Annotated in this window: 25 protein-coding genes and 1 pseudogene; 21 read left to right on the forward strand and 5 right to left on the reverse strand. The window is 72.3% G+C overall.

Annotated features, from left to right (window positions below; genetic code table 11):
* Positions 1 to 7 precede the first annotated feature (7 nt).
* The 11 genes and pseudogenes from ssd to H0S67_RS27770 all read left to right on the forward strand — a co-directional run bounded on the left by ssd (position 8) and on the right by H0S67_RS27770 (position 8,295).
* Positions 8 to 1,054, forward strand: a complete 1,047-nt coding sequence (ssd, locus tag H0S67_RS02290; RefSeq protein WP_180935279.1) for a septum site-determining protein Ssd — start codon at positions 8 to 10, stop codon at positions 1,052 to 1,054.
* A 409-nt stretch (positions 1,055 to 1,463) separates the two neighbouring features.
* A pseudogene (locus tag H0S67_RS27155) lies at positions 1,464 to 1,622 on the forward strand (TadA family conjugal transfer-associated ATPase); the annotation flags it as partial.
* 93 nt (positions 1,623 to 1,715) lie between these two features.
* Positions 1,716 to 3,209 carry a recombinase family protein gene (locus H0S67_RS23060; protein WP_246355316.1) on the forward strand — a complete coding sequence of 498 codons (1,494 nt, stop codon included), beginning with the start codon at positions 1,716 to 1,718 and terminating at the stop codon, positions 3,207 to 3,209.
* A 279-nt stretch (positions 3,210 to 3,488) separates the two neighbouring features.
* Positions 3,489 to 3,719 (forward strand): hypothetical protein, encoded by a 231-nt coding sequence (locus tag H0S67_RS02305; RefSeq protein WP_180935280.1) that lies wholly within the window; start codon positions 3,489 to 3,491, stop codon positions 3,717 to 3,719.
* 120 nt (positions 3,720 to 3,839) lie between these two features.
* Positions 3,840 to 4,169, forward strand: coding sequence for a hypothetical protein (locus H0S67_RS02310; RefSeq protein WP_180935281.1), 330 nt, complete (start codon positions 3,840 to 3,842; stop codon positions 4,167 to 4,169).
* 417 nt (positions 4,170 to 4,586) lie between these two features.
* Positions 4,587 to 4,967, forward strand: a complete 381-nt coding sequence (locus H0S67_RS02315; protein ID WP_180935282.1) for a hypothetical protein — start codon at positions 4,587 to 4,589, stop codon at positions 4,965 to 4,967.
* A gap of 141 nt (positions 4,968 to 5,108) precedes the next feature.
* Positions 5,109 to 5,252, forward strand: coding sequence for a hypothetical protein (locus H0S67_RS02320; protein ID WP_180935283.1), 144 nt, complete (start codon positions 5,109 to 5,111; stop codon positions 5,250 to 5,252).
* Positions 5,253 to 5,460: 208 nt separating this feature from the next.
* Positions 5,461 to 6,840: a phage major capsid protein gene (locus H0S67_RS02325; protein ID WP_180935284.1), complete on the forward strand. Its 1,380-nt coding sequence runs from the start codon at positions 5,461 to 5,463 to the stop codon at positions 6,838 to 6,840.
* Positions 6,841 to 7,021: 181 nt separating this feature from the next.
* A complete protein-coding gene (locus H0S67_RS02330; protein ID WP_180935285.1) occupies positions 7,022 to 7,243 on the forward strand; it encodes a hypothetical protein in 222 nt (73 codons plus the stop codon).
* 575 nt (positions 7,244 to 7,818) lie between these two features.
* Positions 7,819 to 8,088, forward strand: a complete 270-nt coding sequence (locus tag H0S67_RS02335) for an excalibur calcium-binding domain-containing protein (protein WP_180935286.1) — start codon at positions 7,819 to 7,821, stop codon at positions 8,086 to 8,088.
* Positions 8,089 to 8,094: 6 nt separating this feature from the next.
* On the forward strand, positions 8,095 to 8,295 hold the full coding sequence (locus H0S67_RS27770; RefSeq protein ID WP_180935287.1) for a DUF4236 domain-containing protein: 201 nt from the start codon (positions 8,095 to 8,097) through the stop codon (positions 8,293 to 8,295).
* A 593-nt stretch (positions 8,296 to 8,888) separates the two neighbouring features.
* Here H0S67_RS27770 and H0S67_RS02345 read toward each other — a convergent pair.
* The 3 genes from H0S67_RS02345 to H0S67_RS02355 form a co-directional block, all read right to left on the reverse strand.
* Positions 8,889 to 9,041, reverse strand: coding sequence for a hypothetical protein (locus tag H0S67_RS02345; protein ID WP_180935288.1), 153 nt, complete (start codon positions 9,039 to 9,041; stop codon positions 8,889 to 8,891).
* A 338-nt stretch (positions 9,042 to 9,379) separates the two neighbouring features.
* Complete coding sequence (locus H0S67_RS02350) at positions 9,380 to 9,610, reverse strand: hypothetical protein (protein WP_180935289.1); 231 nt, start codon at positions 9,608 to 9,610, stop codon at positions 9,380 to 9,382.
* Between the two features lie 583 nt (positions 9,611 to 10,193).
* Complete coding sequence (locus H0S67_RS02355; RefSeq protein WP_180935290.1) at positions 10,194 to 10,997, reverse strand: TIGR04255 family protein; 804 nt, start codon at positions 10,995 to 10,997, stop codon at positions 10,194 to 10,196.
* A 235-nt stretch (positions 10,998 to 11,232) separates the two neighbouring features.
* Between H0S67_RS02355 and H0S67_RS02360 the strand changes: the two genes are divergently transcribed.
* From H0S67_RS02360 to H0S67_RS02385, 6 genes are all read left to right on the forward strand, one after another.
* Entirely contained in the window at positions 11,233 to 11,802 is a 570-nt protein-coding gene (locus H0S67_RS02360) for an ATPase, T2SS/T4P/T4SS family (protein ID WP_425489870.1), read from the forward strand.
* Positions 11,799 to 12,617: a type II secretion system F family protein gene (locus tag H0S67_RS02365; protein ID WP_180935291.1), complete on the forward strand. Its 819-nt coding sequence runs from the start codon at positions 11,799 to 11,801 to the stop codon at positions 12,615 to 12,617. Before H0S67_RS02360 ends, H0S67_RS02365 begins: the two co-directional genes overlap by 4 nt.
* Positions 12,614 to 13,327, forward strand: coding sequence for a type II secretion system F family protein (locus tag H0S67_RS02370; protein WP_180935292.1), 714 nt, complete (start codon positions 12,614 to 12,616; stop codon positions 13,325 to 13,327). Before H0S67_RS02365 ends, H0S67_RS02370 begins: the two co-directional genes overlap by 4 nt.
* A 212-nt stretch (positions 13,328 to 13,539) precedes the next feature.
* Complete coding sequence (locus H0S67_RS02375; RefSeq protein WP_180936689.1) at positions 13,540 to 13,683, forward strand: DUF4244 domain-containing protein; 144 nt, start codon at positions 13,540 to 13,542, stop codon at positions 13,681 to 13,683.
* Complete coding sequence (locus tag H0S67_RS26370; protein ID WP_180935293.1) at positions 13,680 to 14,042, forward strand: TadE family type IV pilus minor pilin; 363 nt, start codon at positions 13,680 to 13,682, stop codon at positions 14,040 to 14,042. Before H0S67_RS02375 ends, H0S67_RS26370 begins: the two co-directional genes overlap by 4 nt.
* 47 nt (positions 14,043 to 14,089) lie before the next feature.
* Positions 14,090 to 14,407, forward strand: coding sequence for an Rv3654c family TadE-like protein (locus H0S67_RS02385; RefSeq protein ID WP_246355060.1), 318 nt, complete (start codon positions 14,090 to 14,092; stop codon positions 14,405 to 14,407).
* 11 nt (positions 14,408 to 14,418) lie between these two features.
* Here H0S67_RS02385 and H0S67_RS02390 read toward each other — a convergent pair whose 3' ends face one another.
* Positions 14,419 to 16,722 (reverse strand): DEAD/DEAH box helicase, encoded by a 2,304-nt coding sequence (locus H0S67_RS02390; RefSeq protein WP_180935295.1) that lies wholly within the window; start codon positions 16,720 to 16,722, stop codon positions 14,419 to 14,421.
* Positions 16,723 to 16,927: 205 nt separating this feature from the next.
* On the opposite strand from H0S67_RS02390, the gene H0S67_RS02395 reads away from it, so the two are divergent.
* The 4 genes from H0S67_RS02395 to H0S67_RS02410 all read left to right on the forward strand — a co-directional run bounded on the left by H0S67_RS02395 (position 16,928) and on the right by H0S67_RS02410 (position 22,104).
* The gene (locus H0S67_RS02395) at positions 16,928 to 17,266 is read left to right on the forward strand and encodes an anti-sigma factor antagonist (RefSeq protein ID WP_180935296.1); all 339 of its coding nucleotides are present in this window, start codon (positions 16,928 to 16,930) and stop codon (positions 17,264 to 17,266) included.
* Between the two features lie 241 nt (positions 17,267 to 17,507).
* Positions 17,508 to 19,946, forward strand: a complete 2,439-nt coding sequence (locus H0S67_RS02400) for a sodium-translocating pyrophosphatase (protein ID WP_180935297.1) — start codon at positions 17,508 to 17,510, stop codon at positions 19,944 to 19,946.
* 137 nt (positions 19,947 to 20,083) lie between these two features.
* Positions 20,084 to 21,439, forward strand: coding sequence for a DUF7059 domain-containing protein (locus H0S67_RS02405; RefSeq protein ID WP_246355061.1), 1,356 nt, complete (start codon positions 20,084 to 20,086; stop codon positions 21,437 to 21,439).
* Between the two features lie 2 nt (positions 21,440 to 21,441).
* Positions 21,442 to 22,104, forward strand: a complete 663-nt coding sequence (locus H0S67_RS02410; RefSeq protein ID WP_246355062.1) for a GrpB family protein — start codon at positions 21,442 to 21,444, stop codon at positions 22,102 to 22,104.
* A gap of 3 nt (positions 22,105 to 22,107) precedes the next feature.
* Here H0S67_RS02410 and H0S67_RS02415 read toward each other — a convergent pair whose 3' ends face one another.
* Positions 22,108 to 22,935, reverse strand: a complete 828-nt coding sequence (locus tag H0S67_RS02415; protein WP_180935298.1) for a hypothetical protein — start codon at positions 22,933 to 22,935, stop codon at positions 22,108 to 22,110.
* Positions 22,936 to 22,986: the final 51 nt, after the last annotated feature.

The raw sequence follows: 22,986 nt of genomic DNA on the forward strand, positions 1-22,986 counted from the left end.
CTCGGCCATGACCGCGCCGCTCTTCGTCACCCGTGACCAGACCCTCCTCGACGAGCTCCTGCGCCTGGCGGCCGCTGCCGGGGTCACCCCCGACGTCGCCCGCGACGGTGCCGCCGCGCTGCGCGGCTGGGCAGCGGCTCCGCTGGTGCTGGTCGGTGCCGACCTGGCGGGGGAGGTGTCCCAGACCGTGCCGCCGCGACGGGCGGGCGTGCACGTGCTGGCCTGGGGAGTCGTGGCCGACGACCTGTTCCGCACCGCCGTCGCCCTGGGCGCGGAGAGCGTCACGGAGCTGCCGCGCTCGGGCGACTGGCTGACCGAGCGGCTCACCGACCTCGGGGACAGCGACCGGCCGCACGGGCTGCTGGTCGGGGTGGTGGGCGGGTCGGGCGGTGCCGGGGCCACGACCTTCGCCTGCGCCCTCGGCCAGCTCGCGGCCCGCTCCGGCCCGACGGTGGTGGTCGACGCCGACCCGCTCGGCCCGGGAGCCGACCGCGTCCTGGGCCTGGAGAGCCTCGACGGCGTCCGGTGGGACGCCCTGTGCCAGACCACCGGTCGCCTCAGTGCCCGGTCGCTGCGCGAGGCGCTGCCGAGGCGGGAGCGGCTCGGAGTGCTCACGTGGTACGCCGGCGCCACCGTTGGCCTGCAGGCCTTCGCCGTGCGGGAGGCGCTCTCGGCGGCCCAGCGGGGCCACGACACGGTCGTCCTCGACCTGCCGCGCACCGACGACCCGGTCGTGGAGGAGATGGTCTCCAGGTGCGACCGGGTGCTCGTGCTCGTCGTGCCCACGGTCGCCGGCGTCGCCTCCGCGGGGCGACTGTGCGCCCGCTTCGCCGATCCGTCGAGGCTCCGGCTCGTCGTGCGCGGGTCCGGCATCGAGTCCGAGCAGGTGGCCCGCGCGACCGGCGTACAGGTGGCGGCGCGGATGGCCGACCAGCGCGGTCTCGCCGAGGCCATCGATCTCGGCCTGGGCCCGGTGCGGTCCCGCCGGGGTCCCCTCGGCCGGGCCGCCGCCGACGTGCTGCTGCGCCTGACCATGACACGGGCGGCCGCGTGAGCGCCGGTGCGACCCCAGCCGGGACCGCCACCGGGACCGCCGGTTCCGGGGACCTCGAGGCGGTCCGCGACCGGCTGGCCCGCGACCCGGGGGAGCTCACCCCGCACCGGGTCGCCCGGGCGCTGCGGGAGACCGGTCGTCCGGTCGGGGACGCTGCGGTCCTCGCCGTCTACGAGACGCTGCGCCGCGACGTGGTCGGGGCCGGCCCGCTCGAGCCGCTGCTGCGCACGCCCGGCGTGACCGACGTCCTGGTCAACGGGGCGGACCGGGTCTACCTCGACCGCGGGTCGGGGCTGGAGCTGACGAGCGTCCGGTTCCCCGACGAGGAGTCGGTGCGGCGCCTGGCCCAGCGGCTCGCAGCCCTCGGCGGGCGCCGCCTCGACGACGCCACCCGCACGCCGACCTCCGCCTGCCCGACGGGACCCGCTTCCACGCCGTCCTCGCCCCGGTCGCGCGGCCCGGGACGCTGGTGTCGCTGCGCGTGCCCCGGCCGCGGGGCTTCACGCTGGAGGAGCTCTGCGCCGCCGGGGCCCTCACCGGCGACGGGGTCGAGCTGCTGCGCGCGGTCGTCGCCGCCCGGCTCGCCTTCTTGGTCAGCGGCGGCACCGGCACCGGCAAGACGACACTTGGCTTTGACAGCGTTACGACGCAGACTCGACACATGACGTCGCACCGCCCCCCAGAGACCAAGCCGCGACACGTGATCGGGTACGCCCGCATCTCCGACGCCCGAGGTGACGTCGCCTCGCTCGCCCGCCAGCAGGAAGCGATCCGCGAGACCGCTGCCCGGCTGGGCTGGCACGTCGACCACATCCTCGTCGAGCCCGACACCAGCGCGTGGAAGCGCAAGCGGGACGAGCACGGCCAGTTCCGCACGGTGCGCCCGCAGTTCCAGCGGGCGCTCGACCTGCTGCGCAGCAAGCAGGCAGACGGCTTCCTGGCCTACGACCTCGACCGGGTCGCCCGCGACCTCCGCGACCTCGAGGACCTGATCGACGTCGCCGCCGGGCTGTTCACCAACCGGGTGCGCATCCCCGCCGAGAGCGCGACCGGCAGCCTCCGCCTGACGAACAGCAGCGACGAGGCGATGGCCCGCGTCATGGTGACGATGGCCCGCAAGGCGAGCGACGACACGAGCCGCCGGGTGCAGGCCGCGTGTGAGACACGAGCCCGCGCCGGGGGCAATCACGGCGGCCGGCGCCGCTACGGGTTCACCCCTGACGGGATGAGCCTCGTCCCCGCCGAGGCTGCCGTGTTGCGCGACGCTGCCGACGTCATCGTGGCCGGGGGGTCGCTGCGCTCCATCGTGAACCGGCTCAACGCCGAGCACGTGCCCACCGTGGCCGGGGGCCGCTGGCACTCCAACACCCTCCGCGACATGCTGCTCCGTCCCCGCAACGCCGGGCTCGCCACCCGAGACGGCGTCGTCGTCGGCACCGGCCAGTGGGAGCCCCTGTGGGACCGCGACCGGCATGACACCCTCGTCGACGTGCTGAACGCGCCCGGCCGGAAGACGACCACCGGCAACACCCCGGCCCACCTCGGGAGCGGCCTATACCTCTGCGCTTGCGGCCAGCCCATGCGGAGCAGCGCGACTAGCCGGGGCGGCGTGAAGTCCACCGCCTACCGCTGCTGGGACCCCACTCTCGCGGGGCCAGACGCCCAGCACAGCAACCGGGAGGCCGCCCCCACCGACGCGCTCGTGGCCGAGGCTGTGTGCGCCCGGCTCGACGACCCCGCCCTGCTGGACGCGCTCCGGCGAGCCCGCAGCGGGCGCAGCGACGACGTCGCCGAGATCGCCACCCTGATCGAGACCGACGAGCGCCGCGCCGAGGCCCTGCGCGAGTCGCTGACCGAGGCCGACCCCGACGAGATCGCAGACCTGCGGGCAGCGCTCCGCAAGGTGCGCGACCGCATCGCAGAGCGCCGCGCCACGCTGGCCGCTGCGACCCGGCCCGACCCGCTGCTCGACGCGCTCACCCCCGACGTGCCGATCCGCGACGTCTGGGCCGGGCTCCGACTCGACCAGCAGCGCGCGCTCCTCGACCTGCTGGCCCGCGTGACGATCCTCCCGGCCCGTGGCGGCAGGCCGAAGGGGTGGAAGCCCGGCCAGTCCTACGTCGACCCCGACCAGATCCGCATCGACTGGCTCTGAGCCCAGCGCGTCGTCATCGCCGAGCCCCCACCCGGAGTGGGGGCTCTGTTGCGGTCCATGCGGGCAGAACCCGTGCTCTCGCGGGCGTTGGGGTGCTGTCGCGCGTGATCGCACGCCCGAGCTGCTGATCGCCCGTCAGGCCGCGGCTGAGCCCTTCTGACCGACACGCCGGTCGCCTGCTACCACGCATGCGTGGTACTGGCAGACTGGCCGCACCCCAAGGAGACCAACATCGGGCCTGACCAGCCCTCAGCCCCTCAAGTGGATTGGTCTCCAGCAATGCCCCGCATGACACCGGCGCAAGCCTCCGCCAGAGGCAAGCGCGCCATCGCCATCCGCCACGGCAACAAGGCCGCCGCGGAGCAGGCCGCAGCCGAACTCCGGTTCGCCAACTACGAGGCGCGCCTTCGTGCTCTCACGGACAACGCGCCCGCGCTCACCGACGAGCAGCGGCAGCGCATCCTCAGCATCATCCTGAGCAAGCCCGCCGGGCCAGGCGGTGGCTCGTGACATGGAGAAGCCGCCCCGCTGACCGGGCGAGGCGGCTGCGAGAGAACACCCATGCGATGGGCTCTGCTGCTCCGCTCGCCACGGTAATGCACGTCTCCGACCGCCGGGAGGAGGCGTGACGTGGCAGCACCTGATCGACGGCCCCGCTTCCGCGCGGCTGTCTACCGCAGCCGATCCCTCAGCGACCGGGACAGGGTGTTCCTCCTGCTGCTCTCCGAACTGCCAGCCCAGCAGCAGGACGGACGCGCCTACCAAGGCAGCCGGGCGATGGATGCGCAGGGCGTCGTCCGGCTCCATCGGGCCTACCTCGCTGACCGGCTCGGGTGCTCCGAGCAGACGATCCGGCGATGCCTGCGGGTGTGCTGCAAGGAGGGCTTCCTCGGTCTCGTCCGGCACGGCACGCACGGCTACCCCGGCACCTATCAGGCCCTCATCCCAGACCGGCCTTAGCGGGGCCAGATTCTGCACCGCTAACGGGGTGTCGGATTTGACCCTGCTAAGGCGATCGCCCGCTCAGGCGTTAGCGGGGTCAACATGTGACCCCGCTATCTATAGACGGCTGACTGCCGTAACCCCCGGCGACGTCACCCGGCTTTTCCGGTTCTGTTCTCTGGGCCGTGCCGGACCGCGAGCACAGCGAGCCTGTCGGCTCGCTCGCCGCGTCGCCCGCCCGCTGCCTGCCAGCCAGCGACAGCCCGAGAGCAACAGGCACGCGATGAGCCACGACGACGCCCAGCAGCTCGGACCCGTCGACGTCCCGCGCAGGGTGTGCCGGTCGTGCGCCGCGTCCGAGGCAGCGTGCGACTCGAAGGAGAACGTCTCCGGCCTGCCCTGCTGCTCCCGATGCGATCATCCCGAGGAGGACCGATGCCCGCGATCAGCAACCGCGTGACCGAGTGCCGCGTCCACGGCTGCGACGAGCCGCCCGACAGGGCACCCGATGGTGCGTGCGCCATCGGGCTCTGTCCAGAGCACAAGACGCTGTGGCGACGAGAGCACAGGCCGCACATGCACACGTGGGCGCTCACCGCACCACGCGACCGCACGCCCGCCTGGTGGTCGAGCGACCCCGACAAGCGCGAGCGCTACCGCGACGCATGGCGCGGCGTCGTGCAGCACGGACGGACGCTCTGCTGCGCGTGCTCGCAACGCATCAGGCCGCGGCTCGACTCGTGGAGCGTCGACCTCGACGTCATGCGGCCCCGACACCACGCCTGCCCCGCCGAGCAGCAGGACCCAGCCGCATGACAGGGGGGGTGGGTCGCGGACTTCAGCGGAACCGCTGGAAGACCTGCGAGTCAGGCACGCGCACATCTGGGCAGGTTTTCCAAAAAGGTGACGGCGTAGTGGCCGGAACCCCGCGCACAGCAAGCCGATTGGAGGTGTGACATGCGTGAGCACAGCAGGATCGACGATCCCGAGGTCGAGGGCTGGCGGCACGGCTACGGCGACCCGGACCCCGACGTCGAGATGGTCGACCCCGACGAGTCGCCCGACGACGATCCGCCCGGCGTCGTCCGTGGCACGGAGTAGGCTTGCCTGCAACGGCGAGAGACCCCGAGTGCAAGGGGCCGAGCCGGAACCGTGGAGCCCCTCGTCGGGGTGACCCGGTGCCGCAGCCGCAGAGGAATGCCGGACCCGATCAGTCCGGCTCGCCGCCTCGGGCGAGGGGCGCGGCCTTGACGTCAACCGTCAACCGGGCGCGCCCTCTCAGCCGCCCCCGTCACCGAAGGTGATGCCCATGTCCACGCTGGACATCCTGCGCAAGGCGCAGCAGCAGAACGAGCGGATCGCCGCTCACATCCTCGACACGCACGGCCACGGCGACGTCAACCGTCTCGACGCCAACCAGCGCGAGGTCTACGACGAGGCACGCAAGCAGGCCAACGAGGCGAAGGCCGAGGCCGACTGGCTCGACTCCAAGGAGGCGAGGGAGCCGGACTACAAGCACGACATGACTGCGCTGCCCGGCCAGCAGAAGGGGCAGGGCGTCGGCATCGACGGCAAGCCGTTCGGCGGCCAGCGCGGCGCGAAGTCCTACACCAAGGGCGTCCCCGAGGGCGCGTGGTCGCAGCCGCTCCCGCCCGACGTGAAGGTCATGGACATCCTGGCCGAGCAGGGCGTCACCGGCGCGCAGGCGTCCGACGACGACATCTGCGGCGCGCTGGGCGTGCTGGTCAAGAGCCTGTCGTTTCCGCTCGACCGCAAGGAGGTCGAGCACTACGCCCGAGCGATCGGGGAGACGAAGGACATGGCGACGACCGGGTCGGCCGGCGCGCTCGTGCCCACCGTCATCGCGGGCTACGTCATCGACCTTCTGCGGAACCGGATGGTCACGTCGGCGGCTGGCCTCAAGACGGTCCCGATGTCCAACAAGACCGTCAACGTGCCGCGCATCACCGGCGACGTGACGCCTCAGTGGCTCAACGAAGGCGCGGCCCTCACCCTGTCGGACGCGACGCTCGACAGCGTCCAGCTGGTCGCCAAGCGCCTCGACGCGGGCACCCGAGTCAGCATGGAACTCGAGGAGGACAGCGACCCGGTCGGCATCGGCCAGGTGGTCGCCCAGAGCATGGCGTCGGCGTTCGCCTCCGAGGTCGACCGCGTCGTGCTGCGGGGGTCCGGCACGTCGCCCGAGCCGCGCGGCATCCGCAACCAGTCGGGCGTCACGCTGTACGCGCCGGGCACCAACGGCGACGTCGCCAACTGGACGGTCGTGCTCGCTCTGTTCAAGGCGCTGCTGGGTGCCAACGTGGAGCCCACGGCGACGATCACGAGCCCCAACGCCGCGGTGGCGCTGGCCTCGCTGACCGAGACGACGAACGCCTACCTCCAGCCCCCGTCCGTGCTGACGAACTACGTCAACCCGCTGTCGCTGCTGCGCACCACGGGGGCGGTCCCGGCCAACCTCACCAAGGGCACCGGCACGGCGCTCACCGAGGTCTACATGGGCGACTTCCGGCAGGCCCTCCTCGGGCTGCGGACGCAGTTCACCCTCCAGACGGCGCGCGAGTTGTACCGCGCGACCGGGCAGGTCGGCATCTTCGGTCGGATGCGCGCCGACGTCGGCGTGGAGCACCCCGCCGCGTTCGCCGTGGCGACCTTCACCGGGCCGGTCTGATGGCCAGCGAGCAGCCTCGCCCGGTGGTCGGGCTGGCCGGGCTGTGTGGTCCCGGCTACCGGCCCCCGGTGGGCGGCGACATCGAGGTGGAACTCATCGCGCAGGGCCAGCAGACCCGTGCGACCAACGACACGGGGCCGTCCTCGGCGTCCCCGCAGACAGCGAGTAGGAAGGCACGACCATGACGAACACCAGCAAGGCGCTCGGAGAGCGGGCGCCGCACGACCTCGAGGTAGAGCGCCCCGACCTCGGGGACGGCTACTCGACCTTCTACGCCGAGGGCAGCCGCATCCCGGCCCAGCACCGAGACAACGGCCACCGCAAGGTCCAGGCGGCCAAGCCCGCCCCGAACGTGGTGGTCGAGCAGGACGACCCGCCCGTGGTGGGCGGCATCGTCGCGTGATCGCCCGCCCGCGTCGTGGGGTCTGGTCCCCTCGCGGCGGGGGCGGGACTCCAGCGGCGTGAGCGCCGAGCCGGGGTGCCCTCCTGGTCGCCCCGCTCGCACGCCGCGCCGTCCCCCGGCGCACCATGCCCGCGCCGGGGGACGGCCACCCGAGGCCCGAGCAGCCGGTGCTCCATCCCGCTGCTCGGGCCTTCGGCTGCGCTGGCGGCGAGCGCACCGGCCAGACGCCGCACGAGACGGGCGCTGCGGGGGCGCTGACGGGCGTTCAGGCCGATCGCGAGCAACGAGTGCCGTAGACGATCTCGCGCCCTTCTGCGCGCCACACGCGAGCAGCCGTCGGGACTTGAAGCCTCGGCCCCCGGACTCGTACGGGGGAGAACGAGCCGGGGGCCGAGGTGTTCAGACGCTAGTTCTGAACCACCCCGACAGCGAAATCGCGCTCGGCAAGGGCGTCGGCGTTGCACCGCCCGTGGCTGCTCCCGAGTTCTTGATTCTGCTGCGCCCACGCGGGTCCTCATGGAACCCTCGCTCGCGGAAGCCTCAGCAATCCATCCATCAAGCCTCGGGGGAGCACCATGCACTTCGTCAAGCGCGCCGCACTCGCAAGCGCAGCCGTCATCCTCACCGCCACCGTGACCGCAGCTCCCGCGAACGCGGCCACTCCGCACAAGTTCGCGAACTGCGATGCCATGCACAAGGTGTTCCCGCATGGCGTCGGCAAGATCGGTGCCCACGACAAGACGTCGGGCACCCCGGTGACGAACTTCGCCCGCAAGCCGCTCTGGTACAAGAAGAACGCCGGCTCGGACCGCGACAAGGACGGCATCGCCTGCGAGGCGGCCTGACCCGCGGTGGGCCTCGCCTTCTATCGCCGCAAGCGCATCGGTCGCGGCCTCAACCTCAACTTCTCCAAGTCCGGCGCGTCGGTCACCAAGAAGGTTGGGCCGCTGAGCCTGAGCAGTCGCCGCCGAGGCAGCATCCGCCTCGGCAAGGGACTGTCCTGGCGCTTCAAAACTGTAGGAACCACCACAACTCGGGGATCTCGGAAATGAAGACCAGTGCCGCCATCATCGTGGGTGCCGTCGTTCTTGGGCTAAGCGGATGTGGCGGCTCCGACAGTTCGTCAGCAGCAGCAGCGCCCCAGACCCCGGTCACCCCAACGACGACCCTGACTGCTTCGCATTCCGCCGACCCGACGCCCTCAGCCGCTCCGCCGAACGTGGGTAGCAGCGCCCTGAGGGTGGGAGACACCCGCGAGGGCATGTCGGCGACCATGACACTGGAGGAGATCAAGTACCCGTTGCCTCCGGCTCAGTACCGCGCGCCTCAGCCCGGCCACAGTTCCTCGGCCTGCGACTCCGCCAGTGTGTTCGCCCCGACGCCGACATGAGTGGCGGAGACATCTACTCGTCCTACAACGGTGAGTGGTACGCGACGAGTCCCAATGGGCAACAGGTTGCCGGGAACGGCAGCAGCTGGAACGACTGGCCGACCCCGAAGTTCCCCGAAAGCGTCAGCCTCAACCCGGGTGACTGCGTGAAGGGTTGGATCGAACTGGAAGTACCGCTGGGCTGAAGATCGAGAAGATGATACTGGCGCCCTGGTGGTCAGACCGTCGCTGAGTGGCTTCCCTGATCGGAACCTGCTACCCCTCTTCCGGGCGCTGGTCGAGCACCAGATCCATGTCGCTTTGCCGATGGCCGAAGTAGGTGACCACCCAGTCTGTGCCGGGTAGGTGAAGGCGAACCTTGTCGCTCGGATCGACGTCGACAGTGTGGCCGTTAACGCTGAGTTGCATGACTGTTCCTCCCTTCACTCGTCCGTGCCCAGAACGGGCGCGGGGTACTCCGCGACATCTTCCTTTCGCCACCGATGGAGAGCAGGATCGGCCTCAGTGGTCGGTTACGGGAGGTGAGCCACCATGGCAGAAGTGCGGGCCTTCGACCCCGCGATGCACGTGGGGAGAGCAAGTGAGACGCGATGTGGGCAAGGCGGCTCCGACAATTGCGCCGCGCCGCCTGCGTTCACCGTGGTCGGACCAAAGCAGACGATCTCAGCATGTGACGTCCACCTGGCTGGCGCCGTTCGAGAGGCCGACGGCATGCCCCGCCGGTGAAACCCGCCCGGCTGGGCCACCTAGTTCTCGGACGCGTCTTCGTCTTCCAGGATGAAATCGTTGCGAGTCCACTGGACCGCCCACTTGTGCCAGAACAGTTCAATCATCGCTTCCGAAAGATGCGCCACACGGGTATCGCCGATTCCGGCCACGATGCGCCTGTCTTCCACGTCCCCAGTCTGCTCAGCGGAGAACGTCATGAGTTCCGTGCGCAACAGCGTGGCGGGCAGGGTGTACGGCTGCGTCAGCATGGCGTATCCCTCGCCCACCTTGGGAATGTCGCCTAGATACAGGGCCTCGTAAGGGCGCATCTCCCCCGCGGACGCACGAAGTTCCCAGCGCGACCGGGGTCGAGCTTCTTCACATCTTGGATGGGCAAGAAACTCAGATACTCAAGTTTGGACAGACCGCTGCCCGACTTCTTGTCGATCGCACAACCATGACTGATGAGCAGGGCGGGTCCCCGAGCCATCGCCTGCGCTGCCATCCCCTGGGTCACGCCGCGCGGACGAGGAGCACTGATTCAAAGATGTCTCCTTGGCAGAGCCAGGGCTTACAGGTGGCCTCCACCAACGCCGGCGAACCGGCGGTCACCAGTCGAGATCGTCTTCAGTAACTCGGACGCCCCTGACGCGGCGAACGGGAGCGCGGTCATCGAACGAGATGGTCGAAACCCGAGAGAAGGACGCCACCGTGAGGTTGGCCGGATTCCATGCCGCTCCGGTTGACACGCTCCGGTCAGACGGGCCTGCGAAGCGAGCTTGTACTGGCGTCGCGTGTCAGTACCCGACTGCGGCAACGAGCGCTGCAGGTTGTTGGGTGTCACGATGGCCATCAGTCAATCAATCCCCTCGTTGCGTCGGTGATGCACGCTTCGAACACGTAGTTCTTCGCCGTCCGCAGTCTGCCCACTATAGCCCGCAATGCCGCATCGAACTCAGGGTCATCGGTCACACGATTCAACTCTGCCTTGGTGTCGATGTCGAGGATCAGCGCAACGGCGGGCTGTCCGGTCTCGGGATTGGGTGAGGTGTCCATCGCTGAGGTGATCGTAGCGTTGGCCTGATATCTGTTCAGCGGCATCTCTACTTGCATGAACAAAGCGTTTACGGCCTGTGGCAAGTACGGAGACAGTTCGACGGATGTACGCAGGTAGTCCTTGATTTCGATGCTCACCTTGCGCATCGGGATTCGATTAACGAAGCGAACCCCGATAAGGCCCACTTCCAGCGGCTCGGCCGTGCGAAGGTAGTTGTTCCAATGCGTCCACGCTTCGTCGGCGAAGGCGTCCCAGTTGTCATATGGGCCGCGCCAAATGAAGGTGAATCGGTCAATTCCGGCTTGTACAACTCTTTGGCCATCGGTTCGCTGATGTGCCCAGCCGACCTGCGCTCCGTGGGCTTGGCTCGTAAAGGCTCCGTCGACGAACTCCAACTGCCCCTCGACATTGAAGATCGGGGTCGCCTCTGCGAAGTCGCCCTCTAGTCCCAGTCGTGCAAGTTCCTCGACGGTCAAGTCGTCACGATTGCGGACCTGGAGCTCGAGGATGGCTTCCACAATCGGAGCGTGAGCGTACCTTCGCCCCAACTCCAGTCCGGGAAGGTCCTCGGGCTCTACGCTGGTCAGGTCGGCCTCCATGAGTCGATCAACGGGCACGAACAACATATTGCCCGCGTGGTGATGCGTCGATATTGACACGCGTTTGGGTGCGGCTAGTAGGGGCCGTCCGGAACAGTGTGGCGCAACTCCCACGCTGAGTGGCGCTGTCCTATGAAGTTGTCTTCAAGGATGCCGCCATCGTCGGCCGAGGCTCGATGACGCAGCACGAACGTCACATGTGAGGTACCGCGTAACGCTGCCGATTCCGATGGTCGTGAAGACCACCCTGCTCGCGGCGCTGCTCGCGCTGGTGCCGGCCGAGGAGCGGATCGTGCTGGTGGAGGACGCCAGCGAGCTGCGCCCGGACCACCCCCACGTGGTCGGCCTCGAGAGCAGACCGCCCAACATCGAGGGCGCGGGCGAGATCGGCCTGCGCACGCTGGTCCGCCAGGCGCTGCGGATGCGACCGGACCGGCTGGTCGTCGGTGAGGTCCGCGGTGGTGAGGTCGTCGAGCTGTTGGCGGCGCTCAACACCGGCCACGAGGGCGGGTGCGGGACCCTGCACGCCAACTCCGCCGTCGACGTGCCCGCGCGGGTCGAGGCGCTCGCCCTCGCGGCCGGACTCGGGCGCGCGGCGGCGCACAGCCAGTTCGCCTCGGCCGTCGACGTCGTCCTGCACCTCGCCCGCGACCGGCAGGGTCGGCGACGGCTGGGCCAGGTCGCGGTCCCCGAGCGTGGTGCCGACGGGCTGGTCACGATGGCGGTGGCCCTCGAGCTCGACCCGCACGGGAGGGCGACGGTGGGGCCGGCCGCCGGCCGGCTCGCCGAGCGGCTCGGGTCGTGACCCCGCCGAGCGCGGTGGCCGCACTCGCCGCGGCGCTGGCCGTGGTCCTGCTGCTGCCTCCGCGCACCCGCTTGGCCGACGGTCCTCCCGGCGGACCCCGGGGCGCGCCCGGGGCTGCGTCGCCTCCCCGGGCCGCGGTCGCGGTGCTCGCAGCCGGTGGCGGCGTGCTGGTGGTGACCCGGCCCGGCGTCGGCGCCGCGACCGCGGCACTGGTCGTGGTCCTGGCCGGAGCGCTGGTGGGAGGCGGGTTGTTGTGGGGCGCCCGCCGACGACGCCGAGCGGCGCGCCTGGTCGCGGGCCGGGTGCTCGAGACCTGCGAGCTGCTGGCGGCCGAGCTCGGCGCCGGACAGCCCCCGGGACGGGCACTGGAGCGAGCCTCGGAGGCGTGGCCGCCGCTGGCCCCCGCCGCCGAGGCTTTCCGGGTCGGCTCCGACGTGCCGGCGTCGATGCGCGACCTGGCGCGACTCCCCGGCGCCGGGGACCTTCGCCTGGTGGCAGCCGCCTGGCAGGTGGCGCACCGCACCGGCCAGGGCCTGGCCGAGGCCGTGGACGACGTCGCCGCGGAGCTGCGGGCCGCCGAGGCCAGCCGCCGGGTCGTCGAGGGCGAGCTGGCGTCGGCCCGGGCGACCGCGCGGATGGTCGCCGGGCTGCCGGTCCCCGCGCTCGCCATGGGCTCCGGGGTCGGTGGCAACCCGTGGGTGTTCCTGGTCGGCAGCCCGGTCGGGGTCGCGTGCCTCGCCGGAGGCGTCGGGTTCGGGCTGGCGGGGCTGGCCTGGATCGAGGCGATCGCCCGCGACGTGGACCGGACCTCGTGACCAGCTGGGTCCCGGTCGCCTGCGCCGCGTCGGCGGCGGCCCTCGCCGTGCCCCGCCGGCCCCGCCTGCCTCCCGCCGCGGCACCGGGGCCGCAGCAGCGCGCGACGGGGTGGATGCGCCGCCACCGGCCGCTGTGGGCCCTCCTCGCCGGCCTCGGGGCCCTGCTCTTCGTGGGCGGGCCGGCGGGGCCGGTGGCCGGCGTCGGCGCCGCAGCCGGTGTGTGGGTGGTAATCGGGCGCGCCGAGACTCCCGAGGACCGCCGCGCCCGTGAGGAGGTGCGTCGCGACCTCCCGCACCTGGTCACGCTGTTCGCGGCTGCGCTGCGGTCGGGTGTGGCGCCGGGCGACGGGATCGCGCTCGTGTGCGCCGCGCTCCCGGGAGCCGCCTCGGCGCGGCTCGCGGGCGTCGTGGCCAGGCTCGCGCTCGGGGTCGACCCGGTCCAGGTCTGGGAGGCGCTCGGCGACGATCCCGAGCTGGCGCCCCTGGGACGGGCGCTGGCCCGCTCCCAGGCGACCGGTGCGGCGGTCGTGCCCACGATGGTGCGCCTGACCGAGGACCTGGCCCGCCGGGCCCGGGCCGATGTCGAGGACCGGGCCCGGGCGGTCGGGGTGAAGGCCGCCCTGCCGCTGGGGCTGTGCCTGCTGCCGGCCTTCGTGCTGGTCGGCATCGTCCCGCTGGTCGCCGGCCTGCTGACGGGCCTGGCGTTGTGAGTCGGCGGCCCGCCGGACGTCCACAGCCCGTCCCGCCGCACGCGCCGTCCCCAGCTCGGTGGTCGCCCGGCGGCGCCCGGGCGCGGGATCGCCGAGGGTCGTCGTCAGACGGCCGCACCGGCGGCCGCACCCGAAGGAGGAACCCATGTCCCTGACCCGTCAGCGCAGCGTCCTCGCGCCCCGCCCCGTCCCCGGGGCGGGACGAGGCCGGCATCACGACCGCCGAGTACGCCGTCGGCACCGCCGCCGGCGCGGGCCTCGCCGGCCTGCTCTACAAGCTGCTGACCGGCGGCTTCGGCGAGCAGCTGCTGCGCACCCTGTTCGACCACGTGCTCGGGCTCCTGGGCATCGGATGAGGCGGTCCCGGGGCGACTCCGGCGCGGCGACGGCCGAGCTGGCGATGGCGCTGCCCCTGCTGCTCGCCGTGACGGTCGGGCTGGTGTGGCTGCTCGCGGTGGCGGCGGCCCAGATCCGGGTGGTCGATGCGGCGCGGGAGTCGGCCCGGGCGGCGGCGCGCGGCGAGAGCAGCCCGGAGGCGGTGGCGCGCGGGCTCGACGTGGCGCCACCCGGCAGCCGGGTCACGGTGAGCACGGACGGTGACCGGGTGACGGCCGCGGCGGAGGGCAGCGTGTCCGGGCCGGGTGGCCTCTTCGGCTTCCTGCCCGGGGTCACGCTGCACGCCGAGGCGGTCGCGGCGACGGAGCCGGCGCCGTGAGGTGTCCCGGTGGTCGAGCTCCCCGATCACGCTCCGACCGCGGGTCGGTGAGCCTCGTGGTCGTCGCGTGCGTCGGCGTCCTGCTGCTGCTCGGGGCCGCCCTGGGTGTGGTGGGTGCGATGGTCCGGGCGCACCGCCAGGCCCAGTCCGCGGCCGACCTCGCCGCCCTGGCCGTCGCCTCGGCGCTGGGGTGGGGCGGCGACGCCTGTGCGGCGGGGGAGGGGATCGCGGCGGCCAACGACGCGAGGCTGGTGGCCTGCGAGGTCGAGGGGCGCGAGGCGCGGGTGCGGGTCGAGGTGACCGGCCCGCACTGGCTCGGGCAGGACGCCGACCTGGCCGCGGAGTCCCGCGCCGGACCCGCCTGAGGACGAGCCGGTCAGGCCCCGACCGACGCCCCGAGGAGGACGTCGAGCAGCCGGGCGGCGCCAGGCTTGTCGAGCGGGTTGTTCTGGTTGCCGCATTTCGGCGACTGGATGCACGAGGGGCAGCCGTCGACGCACGAGCAGGCCTCGATGGCGTCGCGGGTGGCGGTGAGCCACTCGCGGGCGGCCCGGAAGCCCCGCTCGGCGAACCCCGCCCCGCCCGGGTGGCCGTCGTAGACGAACACGGTGAGCTGCCCGGTGTCCGGGTGCACCGCCGTCGACACGCCACCGATGTCCCAGCGGTCGCAGGTCGCGAAGAGCGGGAGCAGCCCGATCGAGCAGTGCTCGGCGGCGTGCGCGGCCCCCGGCAGGTCCTGCTCGGCCAGCCCCGACTCCGCCAGCACGTGCTCGGGGACCGTCCACCAGACCGCACAGGTGCGCAGCGAGCGCTCCGGCAGGTCGAGCGGCTCCTCGCCGATGACGTCCCCGCCGGGCTGGCGCCGCTTGAGGAACGACACCACCTGGTGGGACACGTCGACCTCGCCGAAGGACAGTCGGCAGCCCGCCCAGTCGCGGTGCTCCCGCTCGGCGACGATGCTGATGTCGGTGATCTCGCGGGCGGAGGTGGAGTAGTCCGGCTCGGCGCGCTCGATGACCGCGACGTGGTCGTCGAGGTCGAGGGAGCTCACCAGCCACGTCTCCCCGCGGTGGACGTAGACGGCGCCCTGGTGCGCCGTGCCGTGCGCGCTGGAGGCGTCGACGGTGCCGACGACGCGGCCGGTCCCGGCCTCGACCAGCTGGACCGGCGACCCGCCCGTGGAGCGGATGTCGGCCAGGTCGGCGGCACGTCGGCGATCGGTCCAGAACCATCCGCGCGGGCGCCGGCGGAGCAGCCCGGCCTCGGTGAGCTGGTCGAGCACCTCGCGGGCGGTCGGCCCGAACAGGGGGAGGTCGGCCTCGGTGAGCGGCCGCTCCTGAGCCGCCGCGCACAGGTGGGGGCCCAGGACGTAGGGGTTGGTCGGGTCGAAGACGGTGGACTCGACCGGACGGCCGAGCAGCGCCTCCGGGTGCGTGACGAGGTAGGTGTCGAGCGGGTCGTCGCGGGCCACCAGGACGCCCAGCGCGTCCTGGGCGCCCCGGCCTGCCCGCCCCACCTGCTGCCAGAGCGCCGCACGGGTGCCGGGGAAGCCCGCCATGAGGACGGCGTCGAGGCCGCTGATGTCGATGCCGAGCTCGAGTGCGTTGGTCGCGGCCAGGCCCGTCAGGTCGCCGTTCCGCAGCGCCTGCTCGATGGCCCGGCGCTCCTCGGGCAGGTAACCACCGCGGTACGACGCGACCCGGCCGGGCAGCGACGGGTCGACCTCGGCCAGCAAGTCGGCCGCGGTCATCGCGACGTGCTCGGCGCCGCGCCGGGACCGCACGAACGCGAGGGTCCGGACCCCCTCGGCGACGAGGTCGGCGAGCAGGTCCGCGGTCTCGGACGAGGCGGCCCGGCGCACGGGGGCGCCGTTCTCCCCGGAGCCCGCGCTGAACGGGGGCTCCCAGAGCGCGAGGGCGACCTCGCCGCGCGGGCTGGCGTCGTCGGTGACCGCCTCGACGTCGGTGCCGATCAGCCGGCGGGCGGCCAGCTCCGGCTCCGCGACGGTCGCGGACGCGAGCACGAAGGTGGGGTCGGCGCCGTACGCCGCGCAGATGCGGCGCAGGCGTCGCAGCACGTGGGACACGTGGGAACCGAAGACGCCACGGTAGTGGTGGCACTCGTCGACCACGACGTAGGCCAGCGACCCGAGGAAGGCGGACCAGCGCGCGTGCCCCGGCAGCAGCGAGCGGTGCAGCATGTCGGGGTTGGTGAGGACGTACTCCGCGTGGTCGCGGGCCCAGTCACGCTGGTCCCGACCGCTGTCGCCGTCGTGGGTGGTGACCCGGACGTCGAGCCCGAGGTCGGTCAGTCCCGCGAGCTGGTCCTGGGCCAGGGCCTTGGTGGGCGCCAGGTAGAGGACGGTGGCGCCGCGCTGGCCCCGCGGACCGCGGCCCGACCGGATCGCGGTGAGTGCGGGGAGCTGGTAGGCCAGTGACTTGCCGGAGGCGGTGCCGGTGGCCAGCACGACGTGCCGACCGGCGTGGGCCGCGTCCGCGGCCTCGGCCTGGTGCCGCCACGGCCGGGTGACCCCGCGCGCGGCGAAGGCGGCCACGACGTCGGGGGCCGCCCAGGCGGGCCAGTCCTCGGTTCGCGCCTCGCGACGGGGGAGGAGCTCGAGGTGCGTGAGGCGTCCCTCGCGGCCCGGGACGGAGGCGAGCCGGTCGACCAGCTGGCCCATTCGCCAGGGCAGGGTTTCGACCGCAAGATCCACTTTTCCAGTCTCGCAAATGGCTCCGACACTGGACGTCGGGCCTCGCACAGTCTTTACTTCTTTGTGCGGTTGGGGGGCGAGCGTGGTTTCATTGTGCTGGCCGAGTTTCGGGGCTGGTGCGCCACGGCAACCGGCACCCGATGAAATCAAAGTGCCTCCAAGGGGAGACGAAGTGGACCTGACTCTTGCGACCCGCGATGTCGATGGGAAGACCATCGTTGCGGTCGGTGGCGAGATCGACGTCTACACCGCCCCGAAGCTGCGGGACAAGATCACCGAGCTCGTCGCGGCCGGTGTCTACGACATCGTCATCGACATGGAAGCCGTCGAGTTCCTGGACTCGACCGGGCTCGGTGTCCTGGTCGGCGGCCTGAAGAAGGTCCGCGCCCACGACGGGTCCCTGCAGCTGGTCTGCAACCAGGACCGCCTGCTCAAGATCTTCCGGATCACCGGCCTGGCGAAGGTCTTCGTGATCCACGAGTCGGCCGACGCCGCGCTCGCCGGCAGCTGACCGCCGGCCCCACCGCGGCCCGGGCTCGCCCCGGCCGCCTCTGCTGACCGTCTCCTGGTCGCCCCTGCGGCGAAGCCCTGTCCCGGGCTTCGTCACCCTTTTGCTGCCCTTCGACCGTTCCAACCGCGACGCGCCGTGTGGCGCGCGTCACACCTTCGTGCTCTGCAGTGGTCCCTCGTGCGTAGACTCCCCGACGTCCGTGAGACCTGAATCACTCCCTTGAGCTCGCAGGAGGAAACACATGGCGGGGATCCATCCCTTCGTCGTGGACGTCTCCGGTGGCAACCTCGTCCTGGTCATCGTCGTCGCACTGATCGCGCTCGGCGCGCTCGCGATGGCGGCGATGTTCCGTCAAGAGGTCCTGTCCGCCGGTGAAGGCACCGACAACATGAAGAACATCGCCCAGGCGGTGCAGGAGGGCGCCAACGCGTACCTGACGCGGCAGTTCCGGACGCTCGCCGTCTTTGCCGGCGTGGCGTTCTTCGCGCTGCTCGCGCTGCCCGCCGACGACACCACGGTCCGGATCTTCCGGTCGGTGTTCTTCCTGGTCGGGGCCGGTTTCTCCGGCACCGTCGGCTACCTCGGCATGTCACTGGCCGTCCGCGCCAACCTCCGCGTCGCCGCCGCGGCCAACGAGTCCGGTCGCGACCCGGCCATGAACATCGGCTTCCGCACCGGCGCGATGGTCGGCATGCTCACCGTGGGCCTCGGCCTGCTGGGCGCGAGCATCGTGGTGCTGCTCTTCCAGGACCAGGCCCCGAAGGTGCTCGAGGGCTTCGGCTTCGGTGCCGCGCTGCTCGCCATGTTCATGCGGGTCGGCGGCGGCATCTTCACCAAGGCCGCCGACGTCGGTGCCGACCTGGTCGGCAAGGTCGAGCAGAACATCCCCGAGGACGACCCGCGCAACGCCGCGACGATCGCCGACAACGTGGGCGACAACGTGGGCGACTGCGCCGGCATGGCCGCCGACCTCTTCGAGTCGTACGCCGTGACGCTGGTCGCCGCGCTGATCCTCGGATCGCAGGCGTTCGGTGACAAGGGCCTGGTCTTCCCGCTGCTGATCCCCGCGATCGGTGCCCTGACCGCCGTGGCCGGCGTCTACCTGTGCAAGCCGCGGGCCGGCGAGAACGGCCTGAAGACCATCAATCGGGCCTTCTACATCTCCGCGGCCATCGCCGCGGTCGCCTCGGTCTTGCTGTCCTTCGTCTACCTGCCGAGCAGCTTCGCTGACCTCGACCACACCAGCGGCATCGGCGCCGCCGACGGCGACCCGCGGGTGATCGCGGCCCTGGCCGTGGTGATCGGCATCGTGATGGCGGCCGGGATCCTGGCCCTGACCGGCTACTACACCGGGACCGAGCACCGCCCGGTCAAGGACGTCGGCAAGACCTCGCTGACCGGCGCGGCCACCGTGATCCTCTCCGGCCTCGCGGTCGGCTTCGAGTCCGCGGTCTACACGACCCTGGTCATCGGCGCCGCCGTGTTCTGCGCCTACCTGCTGGGCGGCGCGACGCTCACCGTCTCGCTGTTCGCGGTCGCGCTGGCCGGCACCGGCCTGCTGACCACCGTCGGCGTCATCGTCGCGATGGACACCTTCGGTCCGGTCTCCGACAACGCCCAGGGCATCGCCGAGATGTCGGGCGACGTCAGCCCCGAGGGCGCGCAGATCCTGACCGAGCTCGACGCGGTCGGCAACACCACCAAGGCGATCACCAAGGGCATCGCGATCGCGACGGCGGTGCTCGCCGCCACGGCCCTGTTCGGGTCGTACTCCACCTCGGTGTTCGAGGCGCTGGCGAAGGCGAACCCGACCGCCGCCGAGTTCTCGGCGGCCGACTTCTTCGTGTTCAACCCGGCGGTCCTGGTCGGCGTCCTGCTGGGCGCGGCCGTGGTCTTCATGTTCTCCGGGCTGGCGATCAACGCCGTCGGGCGCGCGGCGGGTGCCGTCGTGTTCGAGGTGCGCCGCCAGTTCCGCGAGATCCCGGGGATCATGGAGGGCACCGGCCGTCCGGAGTACGGCAAGGTCGTCGACATCGTCACCAAGGACTCGCTGCGCGAGCTGGTCACGCCCGGCATCCTGGCCGTGCTCGCCCCGGTGGCGGTCGGCTTCGGCCTCGGCGTCACGTCGCTGGCCGGCTTCCTCGCCGGCGCGATCGGCACCGGCACCCTGATGGCGGTCTTCCTGGCCAACTCCGGTGGCGCCTGGGACAACGCCAAGAAGCTCGTCGAGGACGGCCACCACGGCGGCAAGGGCTCCGAGGCCCACTCGGCCACGGTCATCGGTGACACCGTCGGCGACCCGTTCAAGGACACCGCCGGCCCGGCGATCAACCCGCTGATCAAGGTGATGAACCTGGTCTCGCTGTTGATCGCCAGCGCGGTCGTCTCGATGGGCGTCGGCAAGGACCAGAACGACCCGCTCCGGATCATCATCGCCCTGGTGGCGGTGGCGATCATCGCCGGTGCGGTCTACGTGTCCAAGCAGCGCGAGGTCGCGATCGGGAGCAGCGAGGGCACCCCGCCCCCGCCGCCCCCGCCGCCGTCAGCGCCCCCTGCTGACGAGGTCGACGAGGCCGGCAGGACCCAGCCCCGGGCCTACGTGCCCACGTCGCCGCCGCCGTCCTCGCCGCCGCCCTCGGACCCGACGGCGACCCAGCGGTTCGAGCCGCCGGCGCAGTAGTCCCAGCACCACCACCGGCCCCCGGAGAGCACTCCGGGGGCCGGTGTCGTGCCGGCGCCCGTACGACGCCGCCCAGCCGGTCGCCCAGCCGTTCGCCCAGCCGTTCGTGGGGCGGCGGCACCGCCTAGGGTCGGGGCGTGACCCCCGCGAACCGCTCCGACCTCCCCGCCCGGCTGCGCGAGGCGCTGCAGCGGGCAGGCTTCACCTACGACGCGGTGGCGGAGCTGCTCGGCCCGCTCGGCCACGCCGCCCTGGGCCGCAACGAGACCACGCCCGGCCTGCGCGCCACCCGGGGCGGGACGCCCCTGGAGACGCTGGTACGGCTCTTCCTGCTCCAGGCCCCGGTCGCGGTCGCCGCGGCCGAGCGCGCGCTCCCGGGCATGGTCGACCGGCTCGCCGTCGAGGGCTTCCTGGAGCAGGGCGTCGGCGAGGTGGCGGCGCGCCTGGACGTCCGGCCGTACGCCACCGGTGACCTGGACCTCTGGGTGGTCAGCGACCTGACCCCCGGCCTGGACGGCCGCCCGGTGCGCGTCGGGACCGACCACGTGCTCGGGATCAGCTCGGCCTCGACGTCGCTGGCCCAGCTGACGCTGCGCGAGCCCGTCGGTCGGGCACTCGACCTCGGGACGGGGTGCGGAGTCCAGGCGCTGCACCTCGCCGCCCACAGCCGCCGGGTGGTTGCCACGGACGTCAACCAGCGTGCCCTGCGGATCACCGGCTTCAACGCCGCGCTGAACGAGGTGGCCGACCGGGTCGAGGTCCGCGACGGATCCTTCTTCGAGCCGGTCCGCGACGAGCTGTTCGACCTGATCGCCACGAACCCGCCGTTCGTGATCTCCCCGGCGACCGGGGAGCGCCTCGTCTACCGCGACTCCGGCCTCCCCGGGGACCGGGTGGTGGAGGACATCGTGCGGGCCGCGCCGCGGCACCTCGCCGACGGCGGCTGGTGCCAGGTGCTGGCCAACTGGGTGATCGCCCGGGGCCGCGACTGGGACGACCGGCTGGCGTCGTGGATCTCTGAGGACTGCGACGCCTTCGTCGTGCAGCGCGAGGTGCTCGACCCGGCGGCGTACGTCGAGCTGTGGCTCAAGGACGCGGGCCTCCACGGCGGCCCCGACTACGCCGAGCGCTACGACACCTGGCTGTCGTGGTTCGACGACCAGGGCGTCGAGGGGATCGGCTTCGGCTGGATCAACCTGCACCGGCGCGGCTCGGACGCGGCGGGCGCTCCCGCGCGCGACCTGCTCGAGTGGCCCTACGACGTCGAGCAGCCGATCGCGCCCGCCATCCGTGACTGGGCGGCGGCCCGCGAGGTCGAGGTGGGGCCGGACTCCCGGTTGCTCGTCCGCCCCGACGTCCAGCAGGAGACGCTCGGCGCGCCGGGGGCCGAGGACCCGGAGACGGTCGTGCTGCGCCAGCAGGTGGGCTGCGCCGGGCCCGCCGGGTCGACACCGTCGAGGCGGGCCTGGTCGGCGCCTGCGACGGCGAGCTGACGGTGGGCCAGATCCTCGACGCGCTCGCCCAGCTGCTCGACCTCGACGCCGCGGCGACCCGGACGACCTACCTCCCCGTGGTGCGCGAGCTCGTGCTCGAGGGTTCCTGGAGGACTGACATGGCCGTCGAGGTGGTCGCCTACCGCGACGAGTGGCCGGCCCGGTTCGACGAGGTGGCCCGCGACCTGCGCCGGGCGCTCGCCGATGTCGCCTCGGCGCGCGTCGAGCACGTCGGCTCCACCTCCGTCCCCGGTCTGGCGGCCAAGCCGGTCCTCGACATCGACGTCATCGTCGACGCTGTCGACATGGACCTCGCCGTCGCCGCGCTCGAGCGCGTCGGCTACCGGCACCGCGGGGACCTGGGCGTGACAGGTCGAGAGGCGTTCACCCCGCCCGGGGACGGTCCGGCGCGCAACGTGTACGTCTGCCTGGACGGGACCGTCAACGTGCGCAACCACCTGGCGGTCCGAGACGTCCTGCGGCGGCGCGACGACCTCAGGGACGAGTACGCCGCGGTCAAGACCGGGCTGGCGGCGGACCCGACGATGGACATCGACACCTACATCGCCCGCAAGTCGCAGGTGCTCCAGAAGGTGCTCGCGGAGTCGGACCTCACCGACGACGAGCGGCGAGCGATCCGGCAGCTCAACGACCCGTCGGCCTGACCCTCACGCCGCCTGGGTCGCCTCGTCGCGTGCCGCCAGTGCCCGGTCGCGGAGCCGGACCAGCCGCTCCCGGGTGGTCGAGGTCAGCAGGTCCGGGACTCCGAGCGGCTCGAGGGCGGGCACGTTCTCGGGTCGCCACCAGCGCGGGCCCTGGAGGTCGCGGAAGCCCACCAGCGCCCGCCGGACGGTGCCGCCGTAGCCGGAGATCGCCGACGACAGGGCCAGGGCCTCCTGGACGCGGGCCATCCGCAGGTCCCCCTGGGGGCGGTAGCTGCCGTTCGCCTTGCCGACCGCCCAGCAGATGCCACCGGCGAGGTGCGCGGCGGTGCGGGCCTGGCGCACCGTCTCGGGCTCCTCGGCCCAGACGAGCAGCAGCGCGCGCCGGAACGCCACGGCCATCTCCGCGTCGAACCAGCGGGCGGCCACCGCGTCCAGCAGCTCGGCGGTGGCCTCGAGTCGGCGGCGGGCGCCCTCGTCGGGGGTCTCGGTCGGGAGGTCACTGCCGTCGTCGCTCAGGGGCTCGACGGTGAGCGCCGCCACGGCCGCGTCGCCGCCGCAGACGGAGGCCAGCCAGTCGAGCACCCGCTGCCACGGGGGTGGCGGGGGCGGGCTCGGCTGCGGTCGGGCGAGCTCGCGGTCGAACCGGTCGGCGTAGCGCTGCCAGCGGGTGCCGGCCACCGGTTCGGACCAGGTCTCGACGAGGCGGCCGTCGACGAGCACCAGGTGGGTCAGGCGGTCCAGGGCCGAGGGCTCGTCGGGGTAGCCGGGGTCCCCCAGCCAGGGATGGTCGTACATGTGCGCCTCCGGGCGTTCGGGTGTCGGTGGGGTCACGCTGGCACGTCCCGCGGACGGCCCGCAGAGCTCATCCACAGGCCCCTCGTG

It is taken from the genome of Nocardioides ungokensis, from assembly GCF_013466985.1.
Classification (GTDB): domain Bacteria; phylum Actinomycetota; class Actinomycetes; order Propionibacteriales; family Nocardioidaceae; genus Nocardioides; species Nocardioides ungokensis.